The following is a 24,189-nucleotide window of genomic DNA, read 5'->3' as shown; positions in this document are numbered from 1 at the left end:
TTAATCTCTAATCTCTAATCTCTAATCGCGAAACCTCCTAAGAGTTTTTATTGTCACCATTCAATAAAGTCATAAGCTTTAATACCAATTACATTAAGTATTTGACCAATTCAGAGCCCCTCAGCCTTTTCAATTCAAAGCGCATTGGTAAAGAAATGGTTGTTCCCTTTTAAGCCAATGCAAAGCAGAAGTGGAAAGACTGAGGGGCTCACGTAGTGCGGGTTTCAAAACGCTGTATGCTTCGCTATGGGATTTGGATATAGAATAACTATTAGCTCAAATTCCACTACTTGCCTACAGCGTTTTGAATTCCCGCTGAATGGTCAAACTTTTAATGCAATTGGTATAATATCGTCACTTTCTAAATAATTGAAAGGTAAATCAAACTGGTGTTATGGTAGCTCTTTTAATGTCGAACCTCTTGTTGATTTGATTGCAGGGGAGCTAGTTGCAAGTAAAGGGAGTTTATTTTGAAGCGTTTGATGATTGCAGTATTGATTACAGCATTAGGTTTATTAAGCATTAATGGTGTTCAAGCTGAAGATGATAAAGCGACGATGCAACAAATTGCCCAGCGTTATTTTGAGGTGATGGTTGCGTCTCAAGCACCCGGCGCGACGGAAAAAGAGTTGGAGAATTATTTAGCGTTACTTAGCGACGATGTCGGTCATCAGCATATTCCCTATGAAATCGATGACAGCCGTCACCCCGATGGCAAGAAAAGTATGCGTAAAGGGATGACTTTTTATCTAGGTGCTCATACAGAATATAGCGCAGAACTACTCAATCTTTTTACCTTTAACGATACAGCTGTTGCGATTCGTTACACTCACAGTGCCAAAGGGATCCACCCACAGAGTAATCAGCCAGTTAGTTACACTTCAACTATGATGGAGGTGTTAGAAATTGAAGATGGCAAAGTGGCAATGATCCGCAAATATCATGAGTAAGTAGCAAAATGCTTTATTCAAAATAATGTATTCGTACAAGCATTTTCACTGCAGAACAGCCCCTAAATTGAATATTGGAGATAGCGATGATTGCGACTGGAGAGTTTTCTATAGAGCTAAGCCCGACTGAAGACGATGCCATTGAAGCGGGTAGAATGTCATTTACTAAGTTGTTTTCTGGTGATATTGCTGGCTCGAGTGAAGGACAGATGTTGAGTAAGCGCACTGCGACTGTAGGCTCAGCTGCATACGTCGCCATTGAAACTTTTGTTGGCGCTATTGACGGGCGACAAGGCGAAGTCTCTTTTCACCATACGGGTGTGATGGACAGAGGTGCGGACAGCTTATCTGTGCTGGTGGTGCCAGATTCTGGTACTGCAGATCTGGCCGGGATCTCTGGCTCGATGATGATAAAGATTGAATCTGGTGTACATCGTTATCACTTTGAATACGAGATTAATCAGCAGAAATAACACGACTGCATATTAAGGTGCGAGTGCTTAATCGCTTGAATAGGCTTTTGACTGCATCTGGGTGAGCCGACTTAAGGTTCGCCTAAACTCAAAGCTTAACGCGCCGCCAGTATATAGTACCTCCATAGGCACATCGGCTTGGATATACAGAGTGACACCTTGATCGTATAACTCATCAACCAAGCTGATGAAGCGTCTGGCTGGATCATCATTAACCGCATAGGACAGCTGTCTATCGCCGGTTTCTATGGCTACAGCGCCATCTTCGGTGCCACGGGCACGGATCCAGCTTCTCGGCTCACCGCCTAGTACTGGCACAGCTGACAAGATCACCACCTTAAAGCGGCTGGCGATGTCGATATAATCTAATTGGGAGCGCGGGCCATCACAAAGTGCATCAAAGTTAAACCAGGCTATCTGCTCGTTGTATTTGACAGTCTCAATCACCCGCCCATGTACAATTAGCGCTGTTGAAATGGGCGCTGAAGAGTTCGACATTGAGTCAAAGCACTCAGCAAAATCCTCTTGTTGCTGTTCAATGTCGTTAACAAAATAACGTTGTTTGTAAGCTGTATCATGTAGACGGTGGTCAACTTCACCGCTAAGGTGTAGCTGCTGCGTATGTTGGTTTAACAGCGCAATGGTGGCTAGAAAACGCTGCCTTTGCAGGCCGTTCTTATATAGCTCATCGATGGGAATATTGGAGGTAGCGACTAAGGTTATCCCTTCACTAAACAATGCTTCAAAAAGTTTACCAAGCAGCATTGCATCGCCAATATCTGAAACAAAGAACTCATCAAAACAGAGTATGCGGCACTCAGCTGCAATGTTTTTAGCAATGCGTTGTAGTGGATCTCTATGGCCTGACTCCGCAATTAACGCTTGGTGAATACGTGCCATAAAGCGATGAAAGTGCAGTCTTAACCGAGGGATCCCCTCAACGCTGTCATAAAATAGATCCATCAGAAAGGTCTTGCCACGGCCAACATCTCCCCACAAATATAAGCCGTTAATCGCTTTATAAGGCGGCTTATTAGCGTGAGTGGATGTGAGTGCTTGCTGCAAACTATCTAAAGCTTCTAGCGTTTGATATTGGCTTTTATCATCAACAAAGTCAGGTTGGCTTAGATGCTGCTGATAGCGCGCCAATGGGCCTGATTTTTGCTGCGTAATGTCTGCAGTGGATAGTTGCAATGGTGCACTAGAAGATGTCATCGATAATTTGTTTTCTTACTCACAATGGCGCGCATTATAACAAGCAAATTTAATAAGTAATTAGAATGAATCAGTCCCTAGTCATTGGCTGACACTTCAATAATCTGCCAACCCGGTAATTTCTGCTGTAGATCCTGACGTATTCTATCTAGATCGCCGCGGATCACGACATAGGGTGTACGACTGAACACATTATTGGCGATAGCTTGCAACTCGTCAGCATTCAAGGAATCAATTTTATCGGCAAACATCTGTTGGTATGCTGGAGAATAACCTGAGGTTAACTGGCGAATAGTATCGACCTCTAGTGCCATTGGGTTGTCTTGACGAAGCAGCAGCTTACTGCTGTTATAGGTCTTTATTGCTTTTAGTTCAGCTTGGCTGGCAGGGCTGTCGGCCGCGAGTGTAAGATGTTTCAGTACCCCATCAATAAAGGCACCGCTATGCTGTAACTGAGTGCTGCCATAAAACTTAATCGTGCGTGAAAGCGGATTGTCATAGCAGCGGCCATAGATGCCATAAGTTAGGCCACGCACCTCTCGCAAATCGTAATACAGTCGGCCGCTAAAGCTGCGACCTAGCCAGCTGGCTAATAGCTGGCAGTCTTGTGCGTCAGCGCTGTTATCTAACATGACTGTTTTTTGATTGCTTGTTGTGGTGCTCGAGTTTCTAGCTAGCGGATAACCGACTCTTATTTGTGTCTGTACGCTACCTGGCGCGTCGATAATATAGAGGTTTTTCTGTTCATTCCCGAGCGCGATATCGGGCTGATTTGTTGGGCGGTCATCACTGTTATCTGTTGCTGCATTGACTGCTACCGATAATGCTACAGCATCAGATAAAAGTATATTGGGTAAGCTTTTTTCGCCAGTTTCGCCGGAAAGTAGAGCTTGATTGCTCAATACAGCCCAAGATGATTGCGAGAGTATTTTATCTTTAACTGCGTTGAGGCTTGCAAGCGTTAAGGTGTCAGCAAGCTCGCTGTCATTGAGCGCTTGGTTGTAGGTATGGGTTTCGCCCAAAATGGTTTTTGCCCAAACAGTATCTATCTCTGCACCGCTAAAGGCGTTGATATGTTTAGCAAGTTTTAGCTGACGTTTTACGTTGTTGATATCAATCTCATTAAAGCTATCTGCTTGCCAAAAATCACTTAATAGCGTGGCGGCTTCAGCAGGCAGTTGATGACAGCTTATACTGATGGCGATACTGTGCAAGGAGGGACGAAAACGGATGCTATCGGCGCAGTTTAGACTTTGTTTTGCACTAAGCCAGCGACGCTTCTGTTCAAACGCTGCGAGTAAAACATCCATATTAGCAAAAGGCTGTTTGCTGTATGCCACAAGAGTTAGCTTATCAAGGCCTGATTGTGGGTCAGAGAATACAAATAATTTGCTGCCATCAACATAGTTTTGCTGTTCAACGCTATGTTTAAGTTCAAAGTGCATCGCATTAACCGCAGGCGCTGCTTGGATTTTGTTAAACTGCGGCAAAGTAGTCGATGCGCTATCAGTAAACTTTATGTGAGTTTGTTGGCAACCTAATAGGTACAGACCTAAATAGCCGATCAATGCGATACTTGTCACTCTCATCCGCTGCTTTATCCAATGTCTCATCACATTACACTCTCTTCAAGGCTATCTGCAGCGCCCTTTGGCAGCCACTCAAGAATTGTCTTCGCTGCACGTATATGCCACGGTGGCAGTAGATCCAACCGTACTCGTTTGTGACTAAAATAGCGCTCACTAACCCGTTGTAGATCGGCAGCAGTGACCGTACTTATTCTTTGCCACTCACCAGTTAATGGCGCAGCGCTGTCACGTAGCTGAGTCGCTGATAAGGCACGAGCCATTAGAGATGGGTTATCTAATCTTGCTAAGCGTTTATCGAGCCAAATCTGTTTTAGCTGGCAAAGTTGCTGTGCGGCAATCGGCTTCGTCGTTACCGATGCGATAAGCTGCTCTACATTGTAAGTTAATGTATCAAGCGAGGTGCGTGCTCGAGGCACCAGCACCAGATTAGTGACTCCATGATGCTGCATTTGTAGCGGAATAGAGTAAGTCAGTAGCTGGTCAGGATCTTTAAGACTAGTGCGCTCAATGAGGCTACTTTTATTTTGAAACAGATAAGCCTCTAGCAGTGCGAGTGCAGGTGCATCTTTGGAGCTAGCGCCAGCGGTATGCCAAGCCAGTAATACAGCAGGCCAGGGGCCGCGATCATCAATAATTTCGCCATGTACAGCCTTGGCATTAATATTGAGATCTGCCAACGGCTGACGTTTATCACTCGGCTGTTCCCAGCTGGCAAAGCTATTGTCTATCCAGGTATCGGTCTGCTTAGGAATATTGCCAACCAAACTCAATTGCATGGCATCTGGCCGATAAAAACGCTGATGAAACGCATTCAGCGATGCAGGCGTCGCGGCTTTTACATCTGCCACCGATCCTATCACCGCATGGCCGTAGGGCGTACCTTCAACTTGAGATAACAAGAACTCCATTGCTTTGCGCACATAAGGTTGGTTATCGATGCTGGTGGCCATCTCTTCAAGCACTGCAGCTTGCTGATTTTTTACAGTAGTTGCAGTGAGGGCTGGGTAGCGGAAGCGATCTGCCTCTAACCACAAACTGAGTTCCAATGCCGGAGCTGGAATTGTGAGGTAATAGTTGGTGAAGTCGAAAAAGGTACTGGCGTTGAATTGGCCGCTCAGCTCGCTCATGGTCTGGGTATAGCTGTCGCCGGGAGCATTTTTGCTGCCTTTAAACAGCATATGTTCAAACAGGTGGGCATAGCCCGTCTGCCCCTTAACTTCATCTCTAGAACCCACATCAAACTGGCTAGCAATAGATACAGAAGATGAGCCGTCGACAGCCAAAGTTCTCACTTGTAAGCCATTGCTTAACCGGCGATATTGGATCCGCTGCTCAGCTTGATACAAAGGCGCCGCTTGGGCGCTCAGATCGCAACTGGCATTACCGCTGCTCGGCTGTTGAACCTCTGCAGCATAAGCACTGCTGCAGCTAATACTTACAATACACATTAGCCTGCTGAAAAAATAGCTGTTTGCCGATGTTCTCAATGTGCTTCATCCTTTTGCAACGTAATAGAACGACTTAATTGTTTCTGTATTGCTTATATACCCATCCCACTTGAAAATGCTCGTTTCAGAGATGTTGTGCTAGTTCAATTTTAGGCGCGTTAACGTGGAAATGGTTATTCCCTTTTAAGTTGCCGCAACAACGAAGTGGGCTTGCACAACCCCTTCTTCGATGGGTTTTAATGGGCTTTACTCCGTGTTATTGATTTTACCAAGGGAGCGACCATTAGCTGCAATCAATGCCTTGACTAAAGCCCATTAAACTCCCACTGAATCCTGCATTTTCAGGTCGGATTGGTATAACTACTATCTTGCCTAGCGTTTGTTTAAATTAGCTATTTTATGCCAATACGTTTAGCCAATCGGTGCAAATTACCTGAGTCGAGTGCTAATGCTCTGGCTGTAGCAGCCCAATTGCCTTGGTTTTCTGTGAGTACCTGTTGAATGTATTGCGACTGAAATGTCGCCGTAGCCTGTTTTAAGGTTTGGTTGCTTGGCAACGCCTTGGCGCCAGACTTAGGTTTGCTCACAACACTCTGGATTGCTTCTGCTTGAAAGTCAAAATGCTGCGGCGCGATAAGACAACTATCTGATGTTGATTGCGCTCTTGAAAGCACTGCCGCGCGGTGCAGAACATGCTCCAGTTCTCGAATGTTACCAGGCCAGTCGTAACCATTGAGTAGGGCTAAGCTGTGGCTATCGAGTCTTAAGCTTTTCAGGGTTAACTTCTGGCGGCAACGCTCGACAAAGAAACCGCTCAGCAGGGTAATATCGCCATCTCGCTCTCTTAGTGGCGGCACCATAATCGGAAATACGCTGAGTCGATGATACAAGTCAGCCCTAAAGCGCCCTGCAAGCACTTCCTGTTTGAGATCTTTATTGGTTGCGGCAATGATCCTTACATCGACCTTAAGGCTTTTATCTGAACCGACTTTTTGTAGGTCGCCATACTGTAAAACTCGTAATAGTTTGGCTTGAAGCCCTAACGGTAACTCGCCAATTTCATCTAGAAAGAGTGTGCCGTTGTCGGCTTTTTCAAACTTACCACTACGGTGACTTATCGCGCCGGTAAATGCGCCTTTTACATGGCCAAAAAGCTCGCTTTCAGCCACTGATTCAGGCAGTGCGGCGCAGTTCAGATAAACCAACGGCTGCTTGGCACGGTTAGATAGCTGATGTATTGATTGAGCAACCAACTCTTTACCGGTACCTGTCTCACCTAAAATCAACACATTTAGGTCGGTACCAGCCACCACATTTAGCTCGTTTTTCAGTGTATTCATGGCAGTCGACTGGCCTATCATCTCCACTGGCGCATCGGTGTTAATCCGCGCAACAGCGGTGACCTCTTGCGATTGTACCGCTTGTTTCTCCAGTTTATCGATCATCAAGGCATTACTGAGTGACGCCGCTGCAATCGCGCTTAGGGTGCGCAGTTCATTGTCGCTGAAGGCATTAAATTGCTGCGGATCGAAGCCATCGATAGTGACCGCACCGATAAGATCGCCATTAGCTAATAGTGGCAAGCCAATACAGGCATGCACCACTAAGTGATCGCCTTGATGGGGAATAAGGCCATCGTAAGGGTCGGGCATTTCGCTGTCAGCGGGAAAACGAACAATATCACCAGCACGAGCGATAGCTTCAAGCCTTGGATGCTCGCTGAGAATAAAGCGCCGTCCAAGCACATCTGGGCTGAGGCCATCGATAGCAAGCGGATTAAATTGCTGACCAGTAAATTGCAGCAGCGCTGCAGCGTCACAGTGCAAAGTTTGTCTTATGGTATCGAGTAAGCGTGAGAAGCGGTCGTGATCAGACAGGCCAGCAGTAATATCTAAGGCGATACGAGTAAGATCGGTTTGGCTTAAAGACATAGGTGATATCCATTGCGTCGCGCAGCTGCGGTTAGCATTTGTTGAGTGTCTCGTTTTGTCTTTTTGACATTAAAGCTCAATGTGGGCAGTGTCAAATATACTGTTATATAGCGATAGAGAATAAAAAAGGGCGCTAGATAAACTGCGCCCTTAAATTTTTATCACTTTACGGTTTATGCACTTGCTGAAACTTGGTCATTGTCCAGTTCAGCGGCTTTCTTTTTGCTTATCGCTTTTTTGATAATGTCGAATAGGAAGTAGCCCATAAACAGACCACCAAAGCCAAACAATACGTCACCTGGCATACGCATCCATACTAAGGTTTCAACCAGTGGGCTGTGGATCACCTCTGGTGAGCGAGCAAACCAGTAACCATTGTCAATAACAGCAAAGAACTGCACGATACCTACAGGCAGTAGCGACATAAACACCATTGCTGCTAAGCCAATGTTCATGGTCCAGAAAGCGCCTTTTAATAGCTTTTCATTCCACTGCATTTGACCTGTTAATCCGCGTAAGCAGAACAGCATTAGCCCCATGCCTAACATGCCATATACACCCATGAATGCTGCGTGAGCATGAGTTGCTGTGGTGTTTAGGCCTTGAATAAAGTACAGCGCAATCGGTGGATTAATGAGAAAACCTAATACGCCGGCACCCACTAGGTTCCAAAAGGCGGTGGCAACAAAGAACATAATCGCCCATTTGTAACGGATCATCCAAGGGCTTGCAGCGCGTAGACGGTAGCTTTCAACCGCTTCGAAACCAATCAATGCTAGTGGAACCACTTCAAGTGCGGAGAAGATCGCGCCCCATGCAATTACTGAAGTTGGCGTGCCGGTAAAGTACAGGTGATGCAAAGTACCAATCAGACCACCAGTTAAGAAGATTACTGTAGCAAATAGCACAGCGGCATTAGCGCTGCGAGCACGGATGAGTCCCAGGCGCACTAACATCAAGGCAATAACAGAAGTTGCGAAGGTTTCAAAGAAGCCCTCTACCCACAAGTGAACTACCCACCAACGCCAGTATTCGGCAATCGCGAGGTTAGTGTGCTTACCCATGAATAGGCCAGCACCGTAAAATAGACCAATCGCAACACATGAAGCGTATAGCACCCAAATAACTGGACGCATTTCACCTTTAACTTTTAACGCTGGGCGCATGGCTGCGGTAACGAGTGCTAGCCAGATCAGCAGGCCTGCAAGTAATAGCACCTGCCACACGCGGCCTAGATCAATGTATTCATAACCTTGATGGCCAAATAGGAAGTTCATGTCTAGGTCAAAGTACTGCTGTACGCCTATCCATTCGCCGGCCATAGAGCCAAGGACTACAATCACTAAGGCAACCCAGAGTATGTTAACACCAATGCGCTGGAACTTAGGTTCGTGACCTGACAGCGCTGGTGCAATGTAAAGTCCTGTGCCTAACCATGCTGTGGCAATCCAGAATACTGCTAATTGGGTATGCCAGGTTCGGGTGACCGAGTATGGCAAGATCTCTGAAAGTGGAATGCCATAAAAATTTTGCCCTTCGACGGCATAGTGGGCGGTGATCCCGCCGAGCAATATCTGCAGTAAAAACAGACCTATTGCGGTGACAAAGTATTTACCTACAGCCTTCTGAGACTTCGTCGGTTTAGTAAAGAACAAAGGATCTTGATCGGCAGGCTTGGGTAAGCTTTCATGTTTACCGCTGGCATGGTGCCAGACAAGTGCGCCAATACCGGCAATTAGGGTGACAATACTTAAAATTGACCAAACAACGTTGTCTGAGGTTGGCGTGTTGCCAATTTGCGGATCAAATGGCCAGTTGTTGGTGTAGGTATAGTCGGTATCTGGGCGTTCAGTGACAGCAGCCCAAGCTCCCCAAAATAGAAAGGCATTGAGTTTTTCGCGGCGATCTAAGCTTGGAACGGTTCCCTCTTTCATCGCATATTGTTCGCGCAGTGATGATAGCTTAGGATCGTCACCAAATAGCGCTAGATAGTGCTGTTCTACCTGTTTAATCGCTGCGATACGAGTCGCTGAAAGAGTGATATCTGTATCGCCATTGGCTTGCTGGACGACAGTGTTGCGACGAATATCTTCTCGCAGAGCTTGCTCAAGTCCCGCTTGCTGCTGCGAATCGAGTTGAGCAAAGTCTTTATTGAAGCGCTGCATCGCTGTGATATTTAACCAAGCTTGAGCTTCTTTGTGTAACCAGTCTGCAGTCCAGTCTGGTGCAACGTATGAGCCATGACCCCAAATAGACCCTAGTTGATGCCCCCCCATAGAGCGCCAAACTAACTGACCTTGTTCGATATCATCTTTGCTAAACAGTGTTTGTCCTTGGCTATCGACATAAGCCGTCGGGATAGGCGGCTTCTCTCGATAGATCTCACTACCAATACTTAGTAGTACAGTAAATGAAGCAATTAGCACCAGCAGTAGTGCGATTGCAGTTAGTCTTTGTTTGCTCATAAGTCCTCTTAGCGCAACGTTATTGTTATTCAGGCGAACCTTGCTAGAGCAGATAACATGCCAACTATCTATGCTGTTGATTTATAATGCTTTGGTGTTTTTACTGATAACGAATAGTTGTCATAAAGACAGCGTCTGAGTGTGTCTATATGACGCTGAGTGTCTTTTTGACAATGAGTTAATACTATAACACTGCAGGTGGAGGACTAGGCTGGATAAAAGTTGTACAAACAGTGACTTCAATTGATAGGTATATACCCGTTCTACTTGAAGATGCAGGATTCAGTGGGAATTTAATGGGCTTTAATCAAGGCATTGATTGCGATTAATGGTCGTTCCCTTAGTAAAATCAATAACACAGAGTAAAGTCCATTAAAACCCATCGCAGAAGGCTTTGTGCCAGCCCACTTCGTTGTTGCACTCACTTAAAAGGGAATAACCATTTCTACGTCAATGCGCCTAGAATTGAACTGGCACAATGCCTCTGAAACGAGCATCTTCAGGTAGTACGGGTATAATACTTTGCTGCTATTGGTTAGCAGCAAAGTGAGCGGTTGCCCTGTGTCAATTTTACAAAGGGCGATAATGATTACTTATACAATGATGGATCTTCTGGATTAGGACGGGTTTTAAAGCGTCTATGCAGCCACATGTATTGTGATTTATTGCGGCTAATAATCTGTTCAATGATGTGATTGCCGCGCTTAGCATCTTCAATTTCATTTTCACCAGGAAAGTTGTCCAGTGGCGCTTGGATCTCGATATTGTAACCAGTGTCGCTGCTGTTGCGCTCTACAAAAAAGGGTAACACTTTAGCTTTCCCAAGCTTTGCCAACGTAGTGGCTCCGGTAATTGTGGCGGCTTCTTCAACGGCAAAGAAAGGGATGAAAGTGGCACTTGAACGGCCAAAATCTTGATCGGCGGTATACCAGATAACATTAGGCGCTCGTAAGCTTCGCACCATCTGGCGTAGATCTCTTTTCGGTACTAAGGCCTTATTAGAGCGTAGTCGTCCTTTTACCTGCAAATATTCCATCACTGCATTGTTGTGTGGACGGTATACGCCGACACCGGGTTGGAACTGGCCAAAGATGCGTGCGCCCATCTCTAACGGTAAACAGTGAACAGCAAACAAGATCACCCCTTGGCCATTATCGAGTGTCTGCTGAACATGTTGTTGACCTTTTATGGTCATATGCTGCTGAATTTTTTCATCCGACCACCACCAAGCGTTAATGGTGTCGAAAATGGCTTTACCCGTTTGTTCGAAATTCTCACGCAGCAGAGTTTGTTGTTCGGCATCACTCATTTCGGGAAAACACAGCTGCAAATTACGTTTAGCAGTATTCACCCGTTTGCCAACAATACCCATTGCCATCCTGCCAAGCGCTGCGCCCATTTTCATTTGAAGACGCAAAGGCAAAACTTGTGTGAGACGCATCAGACCAACACCTAGCCAAAGGAGCCAGTACTTAGGATGATAAAGATGAGATGAAAACTGGGCTTTTTCTACCACGGAAAACTCGAATACATTGGAAAATTACTCATTATTCTAACGCAATCTCGCCCACATTTACTCAACATCATTAAAAATTAGGTACAATCAGGGGGAAATCTGTGAAAGAGCCCGCCATAGTGGCACTATTTCCTACATTTGAGCACACCAAAGCGCAACAGCCATGTTGCTGTTGAGTTTGTTGAGGAACATCCCATTGACCCGATTAAAATCTCCATGGCAACCCAATAGCGCAGTAGCACAATGGCTATAGCGTTGGTTGCGGGTTTACTGCTTTCAAGTGGTTTTCTTTGGGAGGATATTGCAACCAAAAAAGCCCTCATCTGTGAGCGCGAATTACTAGCGGTTTGCTTAGAAGTACTGCCTGAGTCAGCTAGAATCCAGTTGCCAAACAGTCAATTACTTCAGCTATCAATGGGCGCGCGTGCGGCTATGGTGTTACCGATCCTTCACGGTGAAATTGCCGGAGTCTTGGTGACTGATTTTGATAAACTGCCGCATAAGCGCAGCGTAAACTGGGGCACGGGTCATTACTCGTTAGCGCTTAATCGGCAAGATGAACTGACCTACTGGCATGAGTTGGGTCACCTTGAAGCGATAGCGGCAATGCAAAGCCTAAATCTAGAGATTAACAGCACCTACCAACATGAGTGGCTATCTGATCTTTACCTAGTTTGGCGAGTAGCCAATGAAACGAATAGCCTAGATTTAGCTTGGCAGCAATACCATAGGCGCAATATCGATGTGATAGCCAATACCGAGTTTATGTCCCACTGGAGCGTTCCTATTTTGGCGCAAGCATTACAGCGTTACAGTGCAAAGCAGCTGCAATCCTTTGATAGTTTCAATGCCTTTTTAACCGATTTTTGGCCGCTGTTAACTGTACCTAATGATGACAGCATTGCTGAGTTCTCTAGCCTTATACAACGCACCTTTGGCGCAGGCACTGTACAACCCTTACCCGGTTACATGTATTGGCGCAAACCCGATTTAGGCCGTTACCTTGAGCCGACGTTGATTAAGATTATGGGGCAATCAAGCGCAAAGCGCTGGTTAGCGGAGCAAAGCATGCAGCCAGAGACACCGAGCATAGCTCCTCGACTGTAACTGTAAAGTCTCGCTTGGTGACTTATTTCTGGATAGGATAGATTTAACCTCGCGAGCCTTAAGATCAGTATCGAGCTTAAGGGGACATATGGTAATCAAGCGTAATTCAGCTGCATTGAGCCTTTGCAAGTCGCCGTGAATATATCCCTATAGGCTCAGCTAAATCATCCCTGATTTAGAAGCTTGCACAGCCCAACTCAGATGAATAACTAGCAAGCCCATTTTAGTCGGTAAGTCATTATTGGACTGAAACGCCTTAGTGCAAAGGGTCTAAGAATGGGTAGTGGAATTAGCAAATGTATGGGTATCAATTAAAGTTTACATTGACCCCACATATCCGAAGGACTACAACATCTAGATTTAACATACAGAGAAAAATAAGAACAAGGAGGTATTAAGGCATTGATATTTTGACGTAAATAAATTAGCTGGCGATGCTAAGGGATCGATGCGGCTAGTAAAAAATGTTACTGCTCAGCACACACCAAAAAAGCGTAAGATCTTACGCTGATATTTACACTATAAAGGTATCACTTTAAGCTCGGGCTTGTTCAACACTTGGGATAAGGACGCGGCTGCGCGCGGCCTATCCTTATACGTTAGATAGCACTTAAATCTAGCTCGAAAACCTCGTAATGGTTCCAGCGTAAAAAGTGTTGTCCATTTTCAAGGAACAAATCTGCATCGTCACTTGAAGGGTAACAAAAATCATCCCAATACTTACAGAATGTTGTCCACGGTAAAGCCAAAGCAGTATCACATTTCCATGAAATTGTTACCAACTTAGATTTAACATCAAGTTTAGAAAGCCATTCTGTTGTAGCTTGATTGTCAGCTGAGGCATCGAGCCTCGTAGCCCCAACAGGGAAATTCACAGGAATTTGAGATGATAATTTTTGGGCTAGTTCCTCATTTAAAGGTTGAAGTCCGTCTAGTATTTCCTGAGGAAGTTTTGCATGTGAGGATTCTGTCCACCTCCATGAAAGAGGAAAATCATTAATATTCACCTAAACCTCCTTGTGCTATCTAACAGTATATTAGGCTGAATTCCGAATAATAACGGTCTTAATAAGAACAGGTCGTCAGCACTTTAATCACTCAAGACTAACAGTAAACCGGTGTATCAACAATGAGTTATAACATAGAAAGAACTGATTCCCTGTTTCTTTGCCTGAGTGAAACAAAGAACCTCTATCATTGCATAAAGTGCAATGTTCACGCAGGAAGAAAAGCCTCTAGTCTCCGGCCTATATGATAATTCGGCGGCAGGTCTTATATCTTACATCCCACATTAGCTTTATAAGCCCAAAGCTTTAATTGTGCTACTGACCATTTTTATCAGTGAAAATGATTTTGACGCATTTCCGCGTTAAGCTTCAAACCGCAAGGGTATAAATTTAAACACCAGTTAACCAGTGTAGATACGGCTGAAGCCGTCGAAAACATGGCCAATTCTGTTCCATACATAATTTGGCATTCCCTCCGTCCATGGAGGTCTGATGTTTTCGCTGAGCTTACATGGACGTACTTGAAGCGTGCTTCAGCAGTGTCTGCACATACCCCGCTGGAGGCGATTAATAGTCATGAGCCTACAAATTCAAACTGGTTGCTTGGTAACAACAGTTAAAAATGCAATTAGTCTTCATTCAAAGGCCAACCAATCTTGGCGCAAAAGTGAGGCTGCATTAAGCTAACGTGATCCCAACGTTCTAATACCTGCAAGCTTGCTGATAAAAGCCCAACCTTAAACAAGCATAGCAACCATTTTTAGCTGAACCTAAGCTGAACACCAGTCAGATTGCTACACAAGATGCGAGTTTCAGCTGGATGCTTTTGATAGAGTGATATCAATTGCACAAAGGTAACGGGAAGTATTATGCCAAAGCGTTCAAAAGCTGAAACTAAGCACACTATCGAGCAGATCTTAATTGAAGCGCAGAAGCAGATCTTAGAAATGGGTTATGACGTTATGTCCTACTCAAGCTTGTCTGAGGCAACAGGTATCAGCCGCACCGGTATTAGTCATCACTTCCCTCATAAATCAGATTTCTTAACCCAGCTCGAACCCCAATTTGCAAGTTTACTTATGGAACATTTAGATTTTAGCTGCCGTGATGCATTACGAACCTCTTGGCTTCGTGCGCTAGAGTCGCCTACATTTAGCGGCATCGTGAAGCTGTTTTTCTCTATCTGCGGTTCTAGCCAATTGGATTCTGCGCAATATAAAACATTAGGTTCGCTTAACGCTAAGGCATCTGCGGAGCTTGGTGAGCATGGGCCATCAATGATTGATACGTTACTGGGGCGAAGTGCTGTGTTGTTGTTTAGTCAGAAGCAGCTAGTGTAGGCGGGAACAGAGTATGGCTATTTCTGCTCTCTTAGTACGATACTTGGATTAAAATTAATCTCACCTTCATCATCTATTGTTGCGAGTTTATTGTCTTGGCTGGCAACGGCAGTGCTGCAATTATTTGCATTGCGGACAAACAAAAGCTGGTAGCCCAATTTCGCTAAGGTATAAAAGGCAAATCGCTGCGCATTAGTGAGTTTTATCCAGTGGCTATTAGTATCAATTAGCGTCTCTTTTCTGTTTTCGATAAAAGGTGACGTTAGCTCTATAGCTGCGGTGTGTAGCATTTAAATTCACTTATATTGACTAAACTTTCGATGACCAATATTGATGTATAAATGAGCGATAAGCAAGTGAAATTTATCGTTTTAGTTGATGCTGACAATGGTCGCTATATTCTTGTATATTGAGTACCAAATACTATTGAGTACAGCTCTAAAAAACTCTTACAGGTTATAGCGAGCAAAGTTGTTTTTGTATATGCTTGCGGCGTTCTAGATTTTAAGAGTTATGAATTAAATATTCAGCATCAAGGAGTAATGCACGAAATGGATGTCAAACCTCAGGTCAGCGCTGCTGCAGAACCTATCAAACGTTTCCCCAAATTAGATAATCAAGAGTTAGTAAAGACTAGTTTTTGGATTAGCCAAGTATTTATGATTATTGCCACCATCGTCGGTGTCTACCTCGCGGCTCAAGAGGGTTTATCGCAAGCTATTATTTTTGATGATCTATCTAATAAACAGAATAATTATTATCTGCGGCATGCGCTTTATGATGAAGTGAATGACAACGTGACCATTATCAATGAATACGCAGATACAGTAGCGAAAAACTCTCCTTATGATTTAAAGAGTATCCACCCCAATATGGCCACCTTTGTTTGGGAAAATATGCGTTACTCCGCCAATACGCTTGAAACGCCAACGCAGCTCTTAACCGAGACGCGGCGTTTTTATATGGCATCTGCCGATATTATTTCCAAAATGGAAACACGCTTTTACGGTGCTAAATTTGGCGCAAAAAAGCTCAAAGAGCTAACCAAAGGGGTATCTGAATCAACCCTGCCAATGTTAAAAGATAACTACCAAGCATTAGCTGTTGAGCTAGAAGCTGCTGATATTACTGTCGAATAAGGATATAAAATGACAATCATCTGCCCTGGTTGTAATAGCCAAGCGATGCGAGTGTTTGACTTTCATGGTCAAGAAGTGGATAGCTGTACTCAATGCGGCGGAATTTGGTTTGATAGTGGCGAGCTCAATGGCGCGCTGTCTGTTGCTGATAATGGCAATAGCAATGTCGGTATTGAAAACGCGTTAGGTGAGAACTTGGGTATATCATCTCGACAGTGCAGCCACTGTAAATGCAATATGCAGCACTATTACTTGATGAATGACTTTCAGATAGAGGTCGATGTCTGCCATTCTTGCACTGGAGTGTGGATTGATGAGCATGAACGAGAAAAGGTGGTGCAATCTCCTAGAGTAAGAGCAGCTCTAGAGCAACTCAATCAGAAAACCAGTGTTAAAACTTGGCTGTTTCAATTTCTATTACAGATGCCGATTGAGTATAACCTTAAGACCAAGAGTAAGCCGTGGGTTACTTATGCTTTACTCGCGTTAAATATCATCATCTTCTTTGCTTATGGTTATAGCGAACCGGCAACAGTATGGGTGTTCGATCACTTTGCGATGCAGCCATCGTTAGTGATGCAGGGTGAGCAGGTGATGCCGTTGCTAAGCCATATGTTCTTGCATGGCGATATTATCCATCTGCTGGGTAATATGTATTTTCTCTATGTGGTGGGTGACAATTTAGAGGATGCACTCGGTCATTCACGCTTTTTGGCGGTGTACCTTTTATGTGGTTTTGCTGCTGCTTTTGCGCAGATTGCATCCGATCCAACTTCAGCTATCTTTATGGTCGGAGCGAGTGGCGCCATAGCGGGTTTATTTGGTATGTACCTGCTTTGGTTTAGACATGCCAGCCTTACCTTTATGTTTGTTATTTACCAAAAGAAGCTCTCTCCAATGGTATTCTTTGCTATTTGGTTACTGATAAACCTTTTTGGCGCATGGGCGGCACAAGGTGGGGTTGCTTATTGGGCGCACATTGGTGGCTTTATTGCAGGCCTCATCATAGGTTTATTGCTTAAGGCTCGAGTGATGTCAGCGAACCCTATTTTGGCACTGCTTAACTCACCTGAAGTGAAGGTTTCTCGATAAAAGGCAATGCTTACAAAGATAAAAAAGGCCGCATAATGCGGCCTTTTTTAATTATTCAAAACGTTTAGAAATGCCATTGCAGGTAAAGCGATTGATAGTTACTGCCACCACTTATGCGGCCAAAGGCTGAACTTGACTCAAAAATGCCGGAGCGGTGATGAATACTGTAACCAAACCAGAGGTTCTCCATGTCTCTAGATTTAAAAATATCACCCACATTGACATCTAAAGAGAAATCTAAGTAGTTAAGCAGCTTCGATGGTTTGTAATCTTTCTCTGCAAGCTCACTCGATTCTATATAGGTCACAGTACTGGCATAGGATAAGCCTTCGGCCACACCGAGTCTAAAGCGCGGACCAATCTCGAAAGTGTAATAAGCTTTAACGGCGATAATGGCTTCAGCAATATTATCCTGTACTTCAGAATCATGGTGCCAGACTATACCTGGGGTTAAGTACAAATCGATCGGTAGCGTAAACAAGGTATCGGTTAACTGTGTTCCATAAAAAGCCGAGGTCATCTGGTTGTTGTAAGGATCGGTTTTTGTCTGCCATTTGAGTATGGCATTCAGGTTTGATGGTGTTGCCCAGCCGTGGGCTATACGAATGTACTCAGTTGGTTTTTCTTGTTTGGTTATGACAGGTTTAGCTGAATAACTTTTTTTCTTTGACTCGGGGAAAAAGCCAAAACCAAAGAAGGACTCATACTGAAAACGGTTGTTAATACTGGGCAAATTATAAACTTCATCTTCTAGTCGGCCGACACCGAATTGCCCTAGTAAGTATAAGTTGCTGGCAACATGGTAACGGGCCTTGATGCCCGCGTTAAAGCTGACGCCTCCACCCACTTCATATTGATCTAAGCCGTAATAGAACTGATTAAAATCAGCACTTTTCCATTGAAATTCAGCGTAGGGTATTAAGCGCCAGTCTTCAGACTCCCAAAGGTATTGGGTTCGGCTATAACCATAGCTGCGCTTGTGTGAATCAGAAAGAAAGGCCAAGTCAACATCCCACTGATCTTTTACAAAGCGGTACTGTAGCCCGAAATCGAATGCTTGAGATTGGGTGTCATTTTGCAACTCTTGCGGAATATCAACAAAACGGAAACGGGTATAAAGGTTGATTTGGTGGTTATCGTTCTTCCAAATGTGGCCAGCGGCTTCCATACCGTTTATGTAGAAATAGTCATTTTGAAAATAGATAAGTGGCAGTGTGTCATACACTTCATCTTCTTCTGTGGCATAAGGAATATCGCCGCGGCGCATTCCAATTCCTATGCCCCAGTTATCACTCCATTGATATGTCGCTGGTTGCTGGGTAGCTTCATTAGTAACTGGAGCGGTTTTAACTGGCTCATCATTGGCCTGAACAGCACTTAAAGGAGTGAGCAGCATCAAGCTGACTGAGAGCGTGGAAATAAAGTTTAGATTCATATTATTCTTATTTATACCCGTTTTACTTGAAAATACTTGTTTCAGAGGCATTGTGCCGGTTCAATTCTAGGCGCATTGATGTAGAAATGGTTATTCCCTTTTAAGTCATGCAACAACGAAGTCGGCAGGTACAAAGCCTTCTGCGATGGGCGCTTCTTATATAAAAAGCATGGACTTTACTCCGTGTTATTGATTTTACTAAGGGAACGACCATTAGTGGCAATCAATGCCTCGCCTACATGGATGTAGGTGCTTAGGTTCAGCATGGAGCAATGAACCTGTCATTAAAGCCTATTAAATTCCCACTGAATCTTCAGGTAGCACGGGTATAAGCGCAGTATCTGTTTCATGCAGTATAAGTAAAATTTACTTTTAAGTCTGATTTTTATACATAAGCTTAACAAATTAAGATGAACCTATGATTAAAAAAAAGACCGCGAATGCGGTCTTTTTAGATTTGTATATTGCCTTAGTCAGCTTCTTTCAAGCTTTGCGTTAATTCAACAATGGCTTTTTTACCATCGCCAAACAGCATGACTGAGTTATCCATTGCAAATAGCGGGTTAGGCAAGCCAGCAAAGCCTGGGCTAAGTGAACGCTTAACCACTACCACAGTTCTCGCCTTGTCGACGTTAAGAATTGGCATGCCGTAAATTGGGCTACCTTTATCTTCGCGTGCCATAGGGTTGGTAACATCATTGGCACCAATAACAATCGCTACATCAGTTTGCTCAAACTGCGGGTTAATCTCATCCATCTCGATTAACTGCTCGTAAGGCACTTCAGCTTCTGCCAGTAACACGTTCATGTGCCCCGGCATACGACCTGCAACTGGGTGGATAGCGTAAAGCACATTGGTGCCACGGGCTTCCATTACTGAGGCGAGTTCGCGTACTGCGTGCTGCGCTTGCGCCATGGCTAAACCGTAACCTGGCACAATTACAACGCGCTCGGCGGTTTCTAGTAGCATGGCGACCTCTTCAGGTGATGAAGAGGTGACTTTTCCTGCATAGACCTCATCAGCATCAACCGTTTCGCCGCCTTCTGCCATCACGCCAAATAGCACGTTAAATAGCGAGCGGTTCATCGCTTTACACATAATCTGCGTCAGAATAATTCCTGATGCGCCAACCAGTGACCCTGAAATAATCAGTACTGTATTGCCTGTAATAAAACCAGTGGTTGCCGCTGCTATACCCGAATATGAGTTAAGCAGTGCTATCACTACCGGCATGTCTGCGCCGCCAATAGGAATAACTAACAGTAAACCAAGTACCAGAGATACAGCAACCAGTGCGTAAATCAGGTTGATATTGCTTGGGTCCATCACAATAGCAATGGCTAAACCAACAGCACTAATCAGCAGCACGGCATTGAAGATCTTATTGCCTGGCACCTTTATCGGGTTACCGGAGATAAGCTCTTGCAGCTTAGCAAATGCGATAAACGAACCAGAAAGCGTCACTGCACCAATAATCACTGTTGCGCTAATCGATATTAGTGCAACGGTGTGAGTGGCTGACTCTGGGTCAAGGAAGTTAGCGAGTGCAATAAACAGTGATGCGCCGCCACCAAAACCATTTAGCATCGCAACCATTTGTGGCATGGAAGTCACTTGGATTTTGGTCGCCATGACTGCGCCAATGGTGCCACCGAGTAATACACCAGCAATGATCCACTCATAGCTTAAAATGCTTTGATCTAACAAGGTGACAACAACAGCGATGAACATACCCAGCGCTGAAAGTTGGTTACCTCTCACTGCCGTACGGGGCTTGGTTAGGCCTTTTATCCCTAAGATAAATAAGCTCGCAGCCACCAAATAGGCGAGATAAATAATCGTCGTACTCATAGTGGCTTATTTCCTTTTGAACATAGCTAGCATGCGGTTAGTAACCATGTAGCCACCAACAACATTAATTGTGGCAAGTACCACGGCGATAAAACCAAACACGTTGACCCAAATCCCAGCACCAGAACCTGCTGACAAAAGTGCGCCAACTAACGAGATCCCTGAGATCGCGTTTGAGCCCGACATCAATGGTGTATGCAGTGTTGGCGGTACTTTGGTGATCATCTCGACGCCGAGGAATACCGCGACCATAAATAGGGTCAGTAAAAGTAAAATTTCCATTTATTTAGCCTCCGGTGTAACAGCTTCAGGTGTTGGTTCCTGCGCTGGTAGTCCTAAAAGATCGCGTAGACGGGCGCTTGCCACTTCGCCTTTGTGCGCTACGACAGTGTCGTTAACAATCTCATCATCGAAATCGAGATGTAATACACCATCGTTGTCGACAATCAGTTTAAGTAGGTTTTCAATGTTAGTGCCGTACATTTGGCTGGCGTGATTTGCCGCGCTGCCTGGCACATTTGATGGACCTAGAATGGTCACACCTTTGTAAACCACCTCTTTATCGACTTCTGTTAGTTCACAGTTTCCGCCGGTTTCAGCGGCAAGATCAACAATGATGGTGCCACTTTTCATGCCATCAACCATCTCTTTAGTGATCAAGATAGGTGCTTTTCGACCTGGAATGGCGGCGGTGGTAATAACAATATCTTGCTGCGCTAATACATTGGCCATTGCTTGCTGTTGACGCTTTAAGAAGTCATCACTTTGCTCGGCAGCGTAACCACCTTTGGTTTCTGTATTCTCTGCTTCTAAATCTAGCTCTACTGGTTTTGCGCCCACAGAGATGATCTGCTCCCGGGCTGCCGGGCGAATATCATAAGCTTCAACCACTGCACCTAAACGCTTAGCGGTTGCACAAGCTTGAAGACCTGCAACGCCGACACCCATAATGAAGGCGCGTGCAGGTTTGAGGGTACCTGCTGCTGTCATCATCATTGGGAATAAACGTGGTGCTTTATGGGCTGCCAAAAGCACAGCCTTGTAACCAGCAATCGTGGCCATAGACGAGAGGATGTCCATGCTTTGTGCACGCGTAATACGCGGAACAAGCTCAAGCGCAACCGCTGTAGCTCCTGTCTCTGCAATGGCTTGAGCATTCTCAGGTTGCGCCAGAGGATCCATCATGCCGATGATAATCTGCTCTGGTTTAATGCTTGTCTTGAGCTCTGCAAGCTGCTCGCCTTTGGCGTTAACAACAGTAATTACATCCGCGTCACTTAAGACTTGTTCACGGGAGGCGACAGTTGCGCCTGCTGCGATATAGTCTTCATCGGTAAACCCGGCTTTACTTCCAGCATTGCTTTCAACCAGCACTTGCACATTCTTTTTTAGGAGTCGGGCCACATTGGCTGGAATAAGTGCAACTCGACTTTCTCCAGCGTGACTTTCTTTGGGGATACCTAACTTCACAAAGGTTAACCTCTCAGTTGAGGACATTCGTAGGGACAGATGTCATTTTTTATATGTAAGGCTGCATATTGTGGCGACTCTGAATTTAGACACAAGTGCATATTTTTCAATATCGTGTTTATGGTACTGGTCAGACTGAAAATTTTGCGCTAGGCCACACTTTTAGATAGAAGTTTGCTGTCATCAAGCCCACTAAAAGTGAATTCATTCAAATGTCAGTTACTTTTGTAGCTTAATTTTCGACCTTTGTATATTCCAAAATGGAATTAAAAATCATCTTTTATTCTTTTTTACTTTTCTAGCGAGGCGCTAAGCTTGCCAGCATTATACTGATACTGGGCCGTCCTAATGTTGTTAAAAGAGCTTTCATCACTCGCATCACCTTTGTCTTCTGGGCAGGTCGATAAGCTAAAGCAGCTCACAGCTGAACTGAGTGCCGTACAACTTGCTTGGGTAAGCGGTTACCTTGCAGCGACTTCTGAGCAAGGAACATCTGCGGTACCGCAAGCAAGTGCAGAACAAACGATTACTATTTTATATGGTAGCCAGACCGGAAACGGTCGTGGTGTTGCCACTGAGCTTGCAGAGAAAGCACAAGCGCAAGGTTATGCCGTTAACTTGGTTTCAATGGGCGATTACAAAGCACGTCAGCTAAAGCAAGAAACACTGCTACTGTTGGTTGTTAGCACACACGGTGAAGGCGATGCACCTGATGATGCTATCGAACTGCATAAATTTTTGTCATCAAAACGAGCCCCCAAATTAGATAACCTTAATTACTCCGTATTGGCTTTAGGCGATTCAAGCTATGAGTTCTTCTGCCAGACAGGTAAAGACTTTGATGCTCGTCTTGCAGCGCTCGGTGCGACGGCTATATCACCGCTTATTGAGTGTGATGTTGATTATGAAGAGCTGGCTACTGCTTGGCAGGAAAGTGTCCTTGAGGCAGTTAAGCCACTGATCACAAGTGCTGGTGCTAGCGTGGTTTCAATCGGCAGTACAGCAAGCTCTGCAACTTCAAGCTTTACCAAGCAAAAGCCTTACACTGCTGAGTTATTAGTAAGCCAAAAGCTAACAGGTCGAGATTCTGATCGCGATGTACGCCATGTTGAAATAGAACTGGGTGAATCGGGAATTAGTTATCAAGCAGGCGATGCATTAGGGGTATGGTTCACCAACAATGAGCAATTAGTTAATGAACTGCTTGAAAGCTTGAGCCTTAACGGTGACGAGCAAGTGGCCTTGGGTAACGACAATTTAAGTTTGCGTGATGCGCTTACCAATAAGAAGGAGCTAACTCAGCTCTATCCTGGACTTGTGACTGGTTGGGCTGAGCTCAGTCAAAGTAAAGTATTGCTTGAGATCAGTAACGACAAAGCACGGGTTCGTGAATACATCAATAATAACCAAGTCGCTGATTTGGTGCGTCAGCATCCAGCTAAAGTGACGGCTGAACAGTTGGTTGGCTTGCTTCGTGGTATCACGCCAAGACTCTACTCTATCGCGTCTAGCCAAGCTGAAGTGGAATCTGAAGTGCATCTGACGGTAGCTCTTGTTGAAGATGAGCGCGATGGTGTTGCCCGTTTTGGTGGCGCATCTCAATTCCTAGCCAGTGCAGAAGAGGGGCAACAAGTGCAAGTTTATGTTGAACCGAATAATCACTTCCGTCTGCCAGAAAATCCAGAAACACCAGTGATTATGGTTGGACCAGGAACCGGTGTTGCGCCATTTAGAGCATTCATGCAACAGCGCTCTGCTGAAGGCATTGAAGGTAATGCATGGCTGATATTTGGTAACCCACACTTTGAACAAGACTTCCTTTATCAAACGGAGTGGCAGCAGTATCTGCAAAGCGGTGAGCTGTCTCGTATCGACTTAGCTTTCTCTCGTGATCAAGAACATAAAGTGTATGTGCAACACAAGATTGCTGAGCAAGGTGAAGCTTTGTGGCAGTGGTTAGAAAATGGTGCGCATTTCTATATCTGTGGCGACGCGGAGCGCATGGCAAAGGATGTACACCAAGCACTGTTAGATGTCGCGGTTAAGTTTGGTGGCAAAACTACCGAGCAAGCTGAAGAGTACTTAGAGACTCTACGCGCAGCAAAGCGTTACCAAAAAGACGTTTATTAATATCCACTTGAGCAAACAGAACGCATTGAT

The 24,189-nt window shown here is 44.9% G+C and carries 19 protein-coding genes; 7 read left to right on the top strand and 12 right to left on the bottom strand.

Going from position 1 to position 24,189, the window contains the following annotated elements:
- The first annotated feature begins 482 nt into the window (after positions 1-482).
- Together L2730_RS04215 and L2730_RS04210 are read left to right on the top strand one after the other, a co-directional pair.
- The gene (locus L2730_RS04215; RefSeq protein ID WP_248973596.1) at positions 483-950 is read left to right on the top strand and encodes a nuclear transport factor 2 family protein; all 468 of its coding nucleotides are present in this window, start codon (positions 483-485) and stop codon (positions 948-950) included.
- Between the two features lie 86 nt (positions 951-1,036).
- On the top strand, positions 1,037-1,423 hold the full coding sequence (locus L2730_RS04210) for a DUF3224 domain-containing protein (protein WP_248973447.1): 387 nt from the start codon (positions 1,037-1,039) through the stop codon (positions 1,421-1,423).
- A gap of 27 nt (positions 1,424-1,450) precedes the next feature.
- On the opposite strand, the gene zapE is transcribed toward L2730_RS04210, so the two are convergent.
- The 6 genes from zapE to L2730_RS04180 form a co-directional block, all read right to left on the bottom strand.
- The gene (zapE, locus tag L2730_RS04205) at positions 1,451-2,638 is read right to left on the bottom strand and encodes a cell division protein ZapE (RefSeq protein ID WP_248973446.1); all 1,188 of its coding nucleotides are present in this window, start codon (positions 2,636-2,638) and stop codon (positions 1,451-1,453) included.
- Between the two features lie 77 nt (positions 2,639-2,715).
- Positions 2,716-4,251: a M16 family metallopeptidase gene (locus L2730_RS04200; RefSeq protein ID WP_248973445.1), complete on the bottom strand. Its 1,536-nt coding sequence runs from the start codon at positions 4,249-4,251 to the stop codon at positions 2,716-2,718.
- Complete coding sequence (locus L2730_RS04195; RefSeq protein WP_248973444.1) at positions 4,251-5,675, bottom strand: M16 family metallopeptidase; 1,425 nt, start codon at positions 5,673-5,675, stop codon at positions 4,251-4,253. The genes L2730_RS04200 and L2730_RS04195 overlap by 1 nt, the downstream gene beginning before the upstream one ends.
- Before the next feature lie 392 nt (positions 5,676-6,067).
- On the bottom strand, positions 6,068-7,606 hold the full coding sequence (gene norR / locus L2730_RS04190) for a nitric oxide reductase transcriptional regulator NorR (RefSeq protein WP_248973443.1): 1,539 nt from the start codon (positions 7,604-7,606) through the stop codon (positions 6,068-6,070).
- Between the two features lie 173 nt (positions 7,607-7,779).
- Positions 7,780-10,071 carry a nitric-oxide reductase large subunit gene (locus L2730_RS04185; protein ID WP_248973442.1) on the bottom strand — a complete coding sequence of 764 codons (2,292 nt, stop codon included), beginning with the start codon at positions 10,069-10,071 and terminating at the stop codon, positions 7,780-7,782.
- 589 nt (positions 10,072-10,660) lie between these two features.
- On the bottom strand, positions 10,661-11,587 hold the full coding sequence (locus L2730_RS04180) for an LpxL/LpxP family Kdo(2)-lipid IV(A) lauroyl/palmitoleoyl acyltransferase (protein WP_248973441.1): 927 nt from the start codon (positions 11,585-11,587) through the stop codon (positions 10,661-10,663).
- Between the two features lie 243 nt (positions 11,588-11,830).
- Here L2730_RS04180 and L2730_RS04175 point away from each other — a divergent pair, with 243 nt between their 5' ends.
- Entirely contained in the window at positions 11,831-12,694 is an 864-nt protein-coding gene (locus L2730_RS04175; RefSeq protein WP_248973440.1) for a hypothetical protein, read from the top strand.
- Positions 12,695-13,293: 599 nt separating this feature from the next.
- Here L2730_RS04175 and L2730_RS04170 read toward each other — a convergent pair.
- On the bottom strand, positions 13,294-13,701 hold the full coding sequence (locus L2730_RS04170) for a hypothetical protein (protein WP_248973439.1): 408 nt from the start codon (positions 13,699-13,701) through the stop codon (positions 13,294-13,296).
- A gap of 869 nt (positions 13,702-14,570) precedes the next feature.
- Here L2730_RS04170 and L2730_RS04165 point away from each other — a divergent pair.
- Positions 14,571-15,041 (top strand): TetR family transcriptional regulator, encoded by a 471-nt coding sequence (locus L2730_RS04165; RefSeq protein WP_248973438.1) that lies wholly within the window; start codon positions 14,571-14,573, stop codon positions 15,039-15,041.
- 17 nt (positions 15,042-15,058) lie between these two features.
- Here the strand turns inward: L2730_RS04165 and L2730_RS04160 are convergent, their stop codons facing one another.
- Positions 15,059-15,331, bottom strand: a complete 273-nt coding sequence (locus tag L2730_RS04160; RefSeq protein ID WP_248973437.1) for a hypothetical protein — start codon at positions 15,329-15,331, stop codon at positions 15,059-15,061.
- A gap of 261 nt (positions 15,332-15,592) precedes the next feature.
- On the opposite strand from L2730_RS04160, the gene L2730_RS04155 reads away from it, so the two are divergent.
- Together L2730_RS04155 and L2730_RS04150 are read left to right on the top strand one after the other, a co-directional pair.
- Positions 15,593-16,180 (top strand): hypothetical protein, encoded by a 588-nt coding sequence (locus L2730_RS04155; RefSeq protein ID WP_248973436.1) that lies wholly within the window; start codon positions 15,593-15,595, stop codon positions 16,178-16,180.
- A gap of 9 nt (positions 16,181-16,189) precedes the next feature.
- Positions 16,190-17,272: a rhomboid family intramembrane serine protease gene (locus tag L2730_RS04150; RefSeq protein ID WP_248973435.1), complete on the top strand. Its 1,083-nt coding sequence runs from the start codon at positions 16,190-16,192 to the stop codon at positions 17,270-17,272.
- A gap of 64 nt (positions 17,273-17,336) precedes the next feature.
- Here L2730_RS04150 and L2730_RS04145 read toward each other — a convergent pair whose 3' ends face one another.
- The 4 genes from L2730_RS04145 to L2730_RS04130 form a co-directional block, all read right to left on the bottom strand.
- Positions 17,337-18,707 (bottom strand): MipA/OmpV family protein, encoded by a 1,371-nt coding sequence (locus L2730_RS04145; protein ID WP_248973434.1) that lies wholly within the window; start codon positions 18,705-18,707, stop codon positions 17,337-17,339.
- Between the two features lie 469 nt (positions 18,708-19,176).
- A complete protein-coding gene (locus L2730_RS04140; protein WP_248973433.1) occupies positions 19,177-20,559 on the bottom strand; it encodes an NAD(P)(+) transhydrogenase (Re/Si-specific) subunit beta in 1,383 nt (460 codons plus the stop codon).
- Between the two features lie 6 nt (positions 20,560-20,565).
- Entirely contained in the window at positions 20,566-20,841 is a 276-nt protein-coding gene (locus L2730_RS04135; RefSeq protein WP_020911038.1) for an NAD(P) transhydrogenase subunit alpha part 2, read from the bottom strand.
- Positions 20,842-22,029, bottom strand: coding sequence for a Re/Si-specific NAD(P)(+) transhydrogenase subunit alpha (locus L2730_RS04130; RefSeq protein ID WP_248973432.1), 1,188 nt, complete (start codon positions 22,027-22,029; stop codon positions 20,842-20,844). It abuts the gene before it with no gap.
- Positions 22,030-22,377: 348 nt separating this feature from the next.
- Here L2730_RS04130 and L2730_RS04125 point away from each other — a divergent pair, with 348 nt between their 5' ends.
- Complete coding sequence (locus tag L2730_RS04125; RefSeq protein ID WP_248973431.1) at positions 22,378-24,159, top strand: assimilatory sulfite reductase (NADPH) flavoprotein subunit; 1,782 nt, start codon at positions 22,378-22,380, stop codon at positions 24,157-24,159.
- The last annotated feature ends 30 nt before the right edge of the window (positions 24,160-24,189 follow it).

It is taken from the genome of Shewanella kaireitica, from assembly GCF_023284045.1.
GTDB lineage: Bacteria > Pseudomonadota > Gammaproteobacteria > Enterobacterales > Shewanellaceae > Shewanella > Shewanella kaireitica.
Note: the sequence above shows the minus strand (reverse complement) of the source record. Positions and strands in the feature narration are given on the sequence as shown.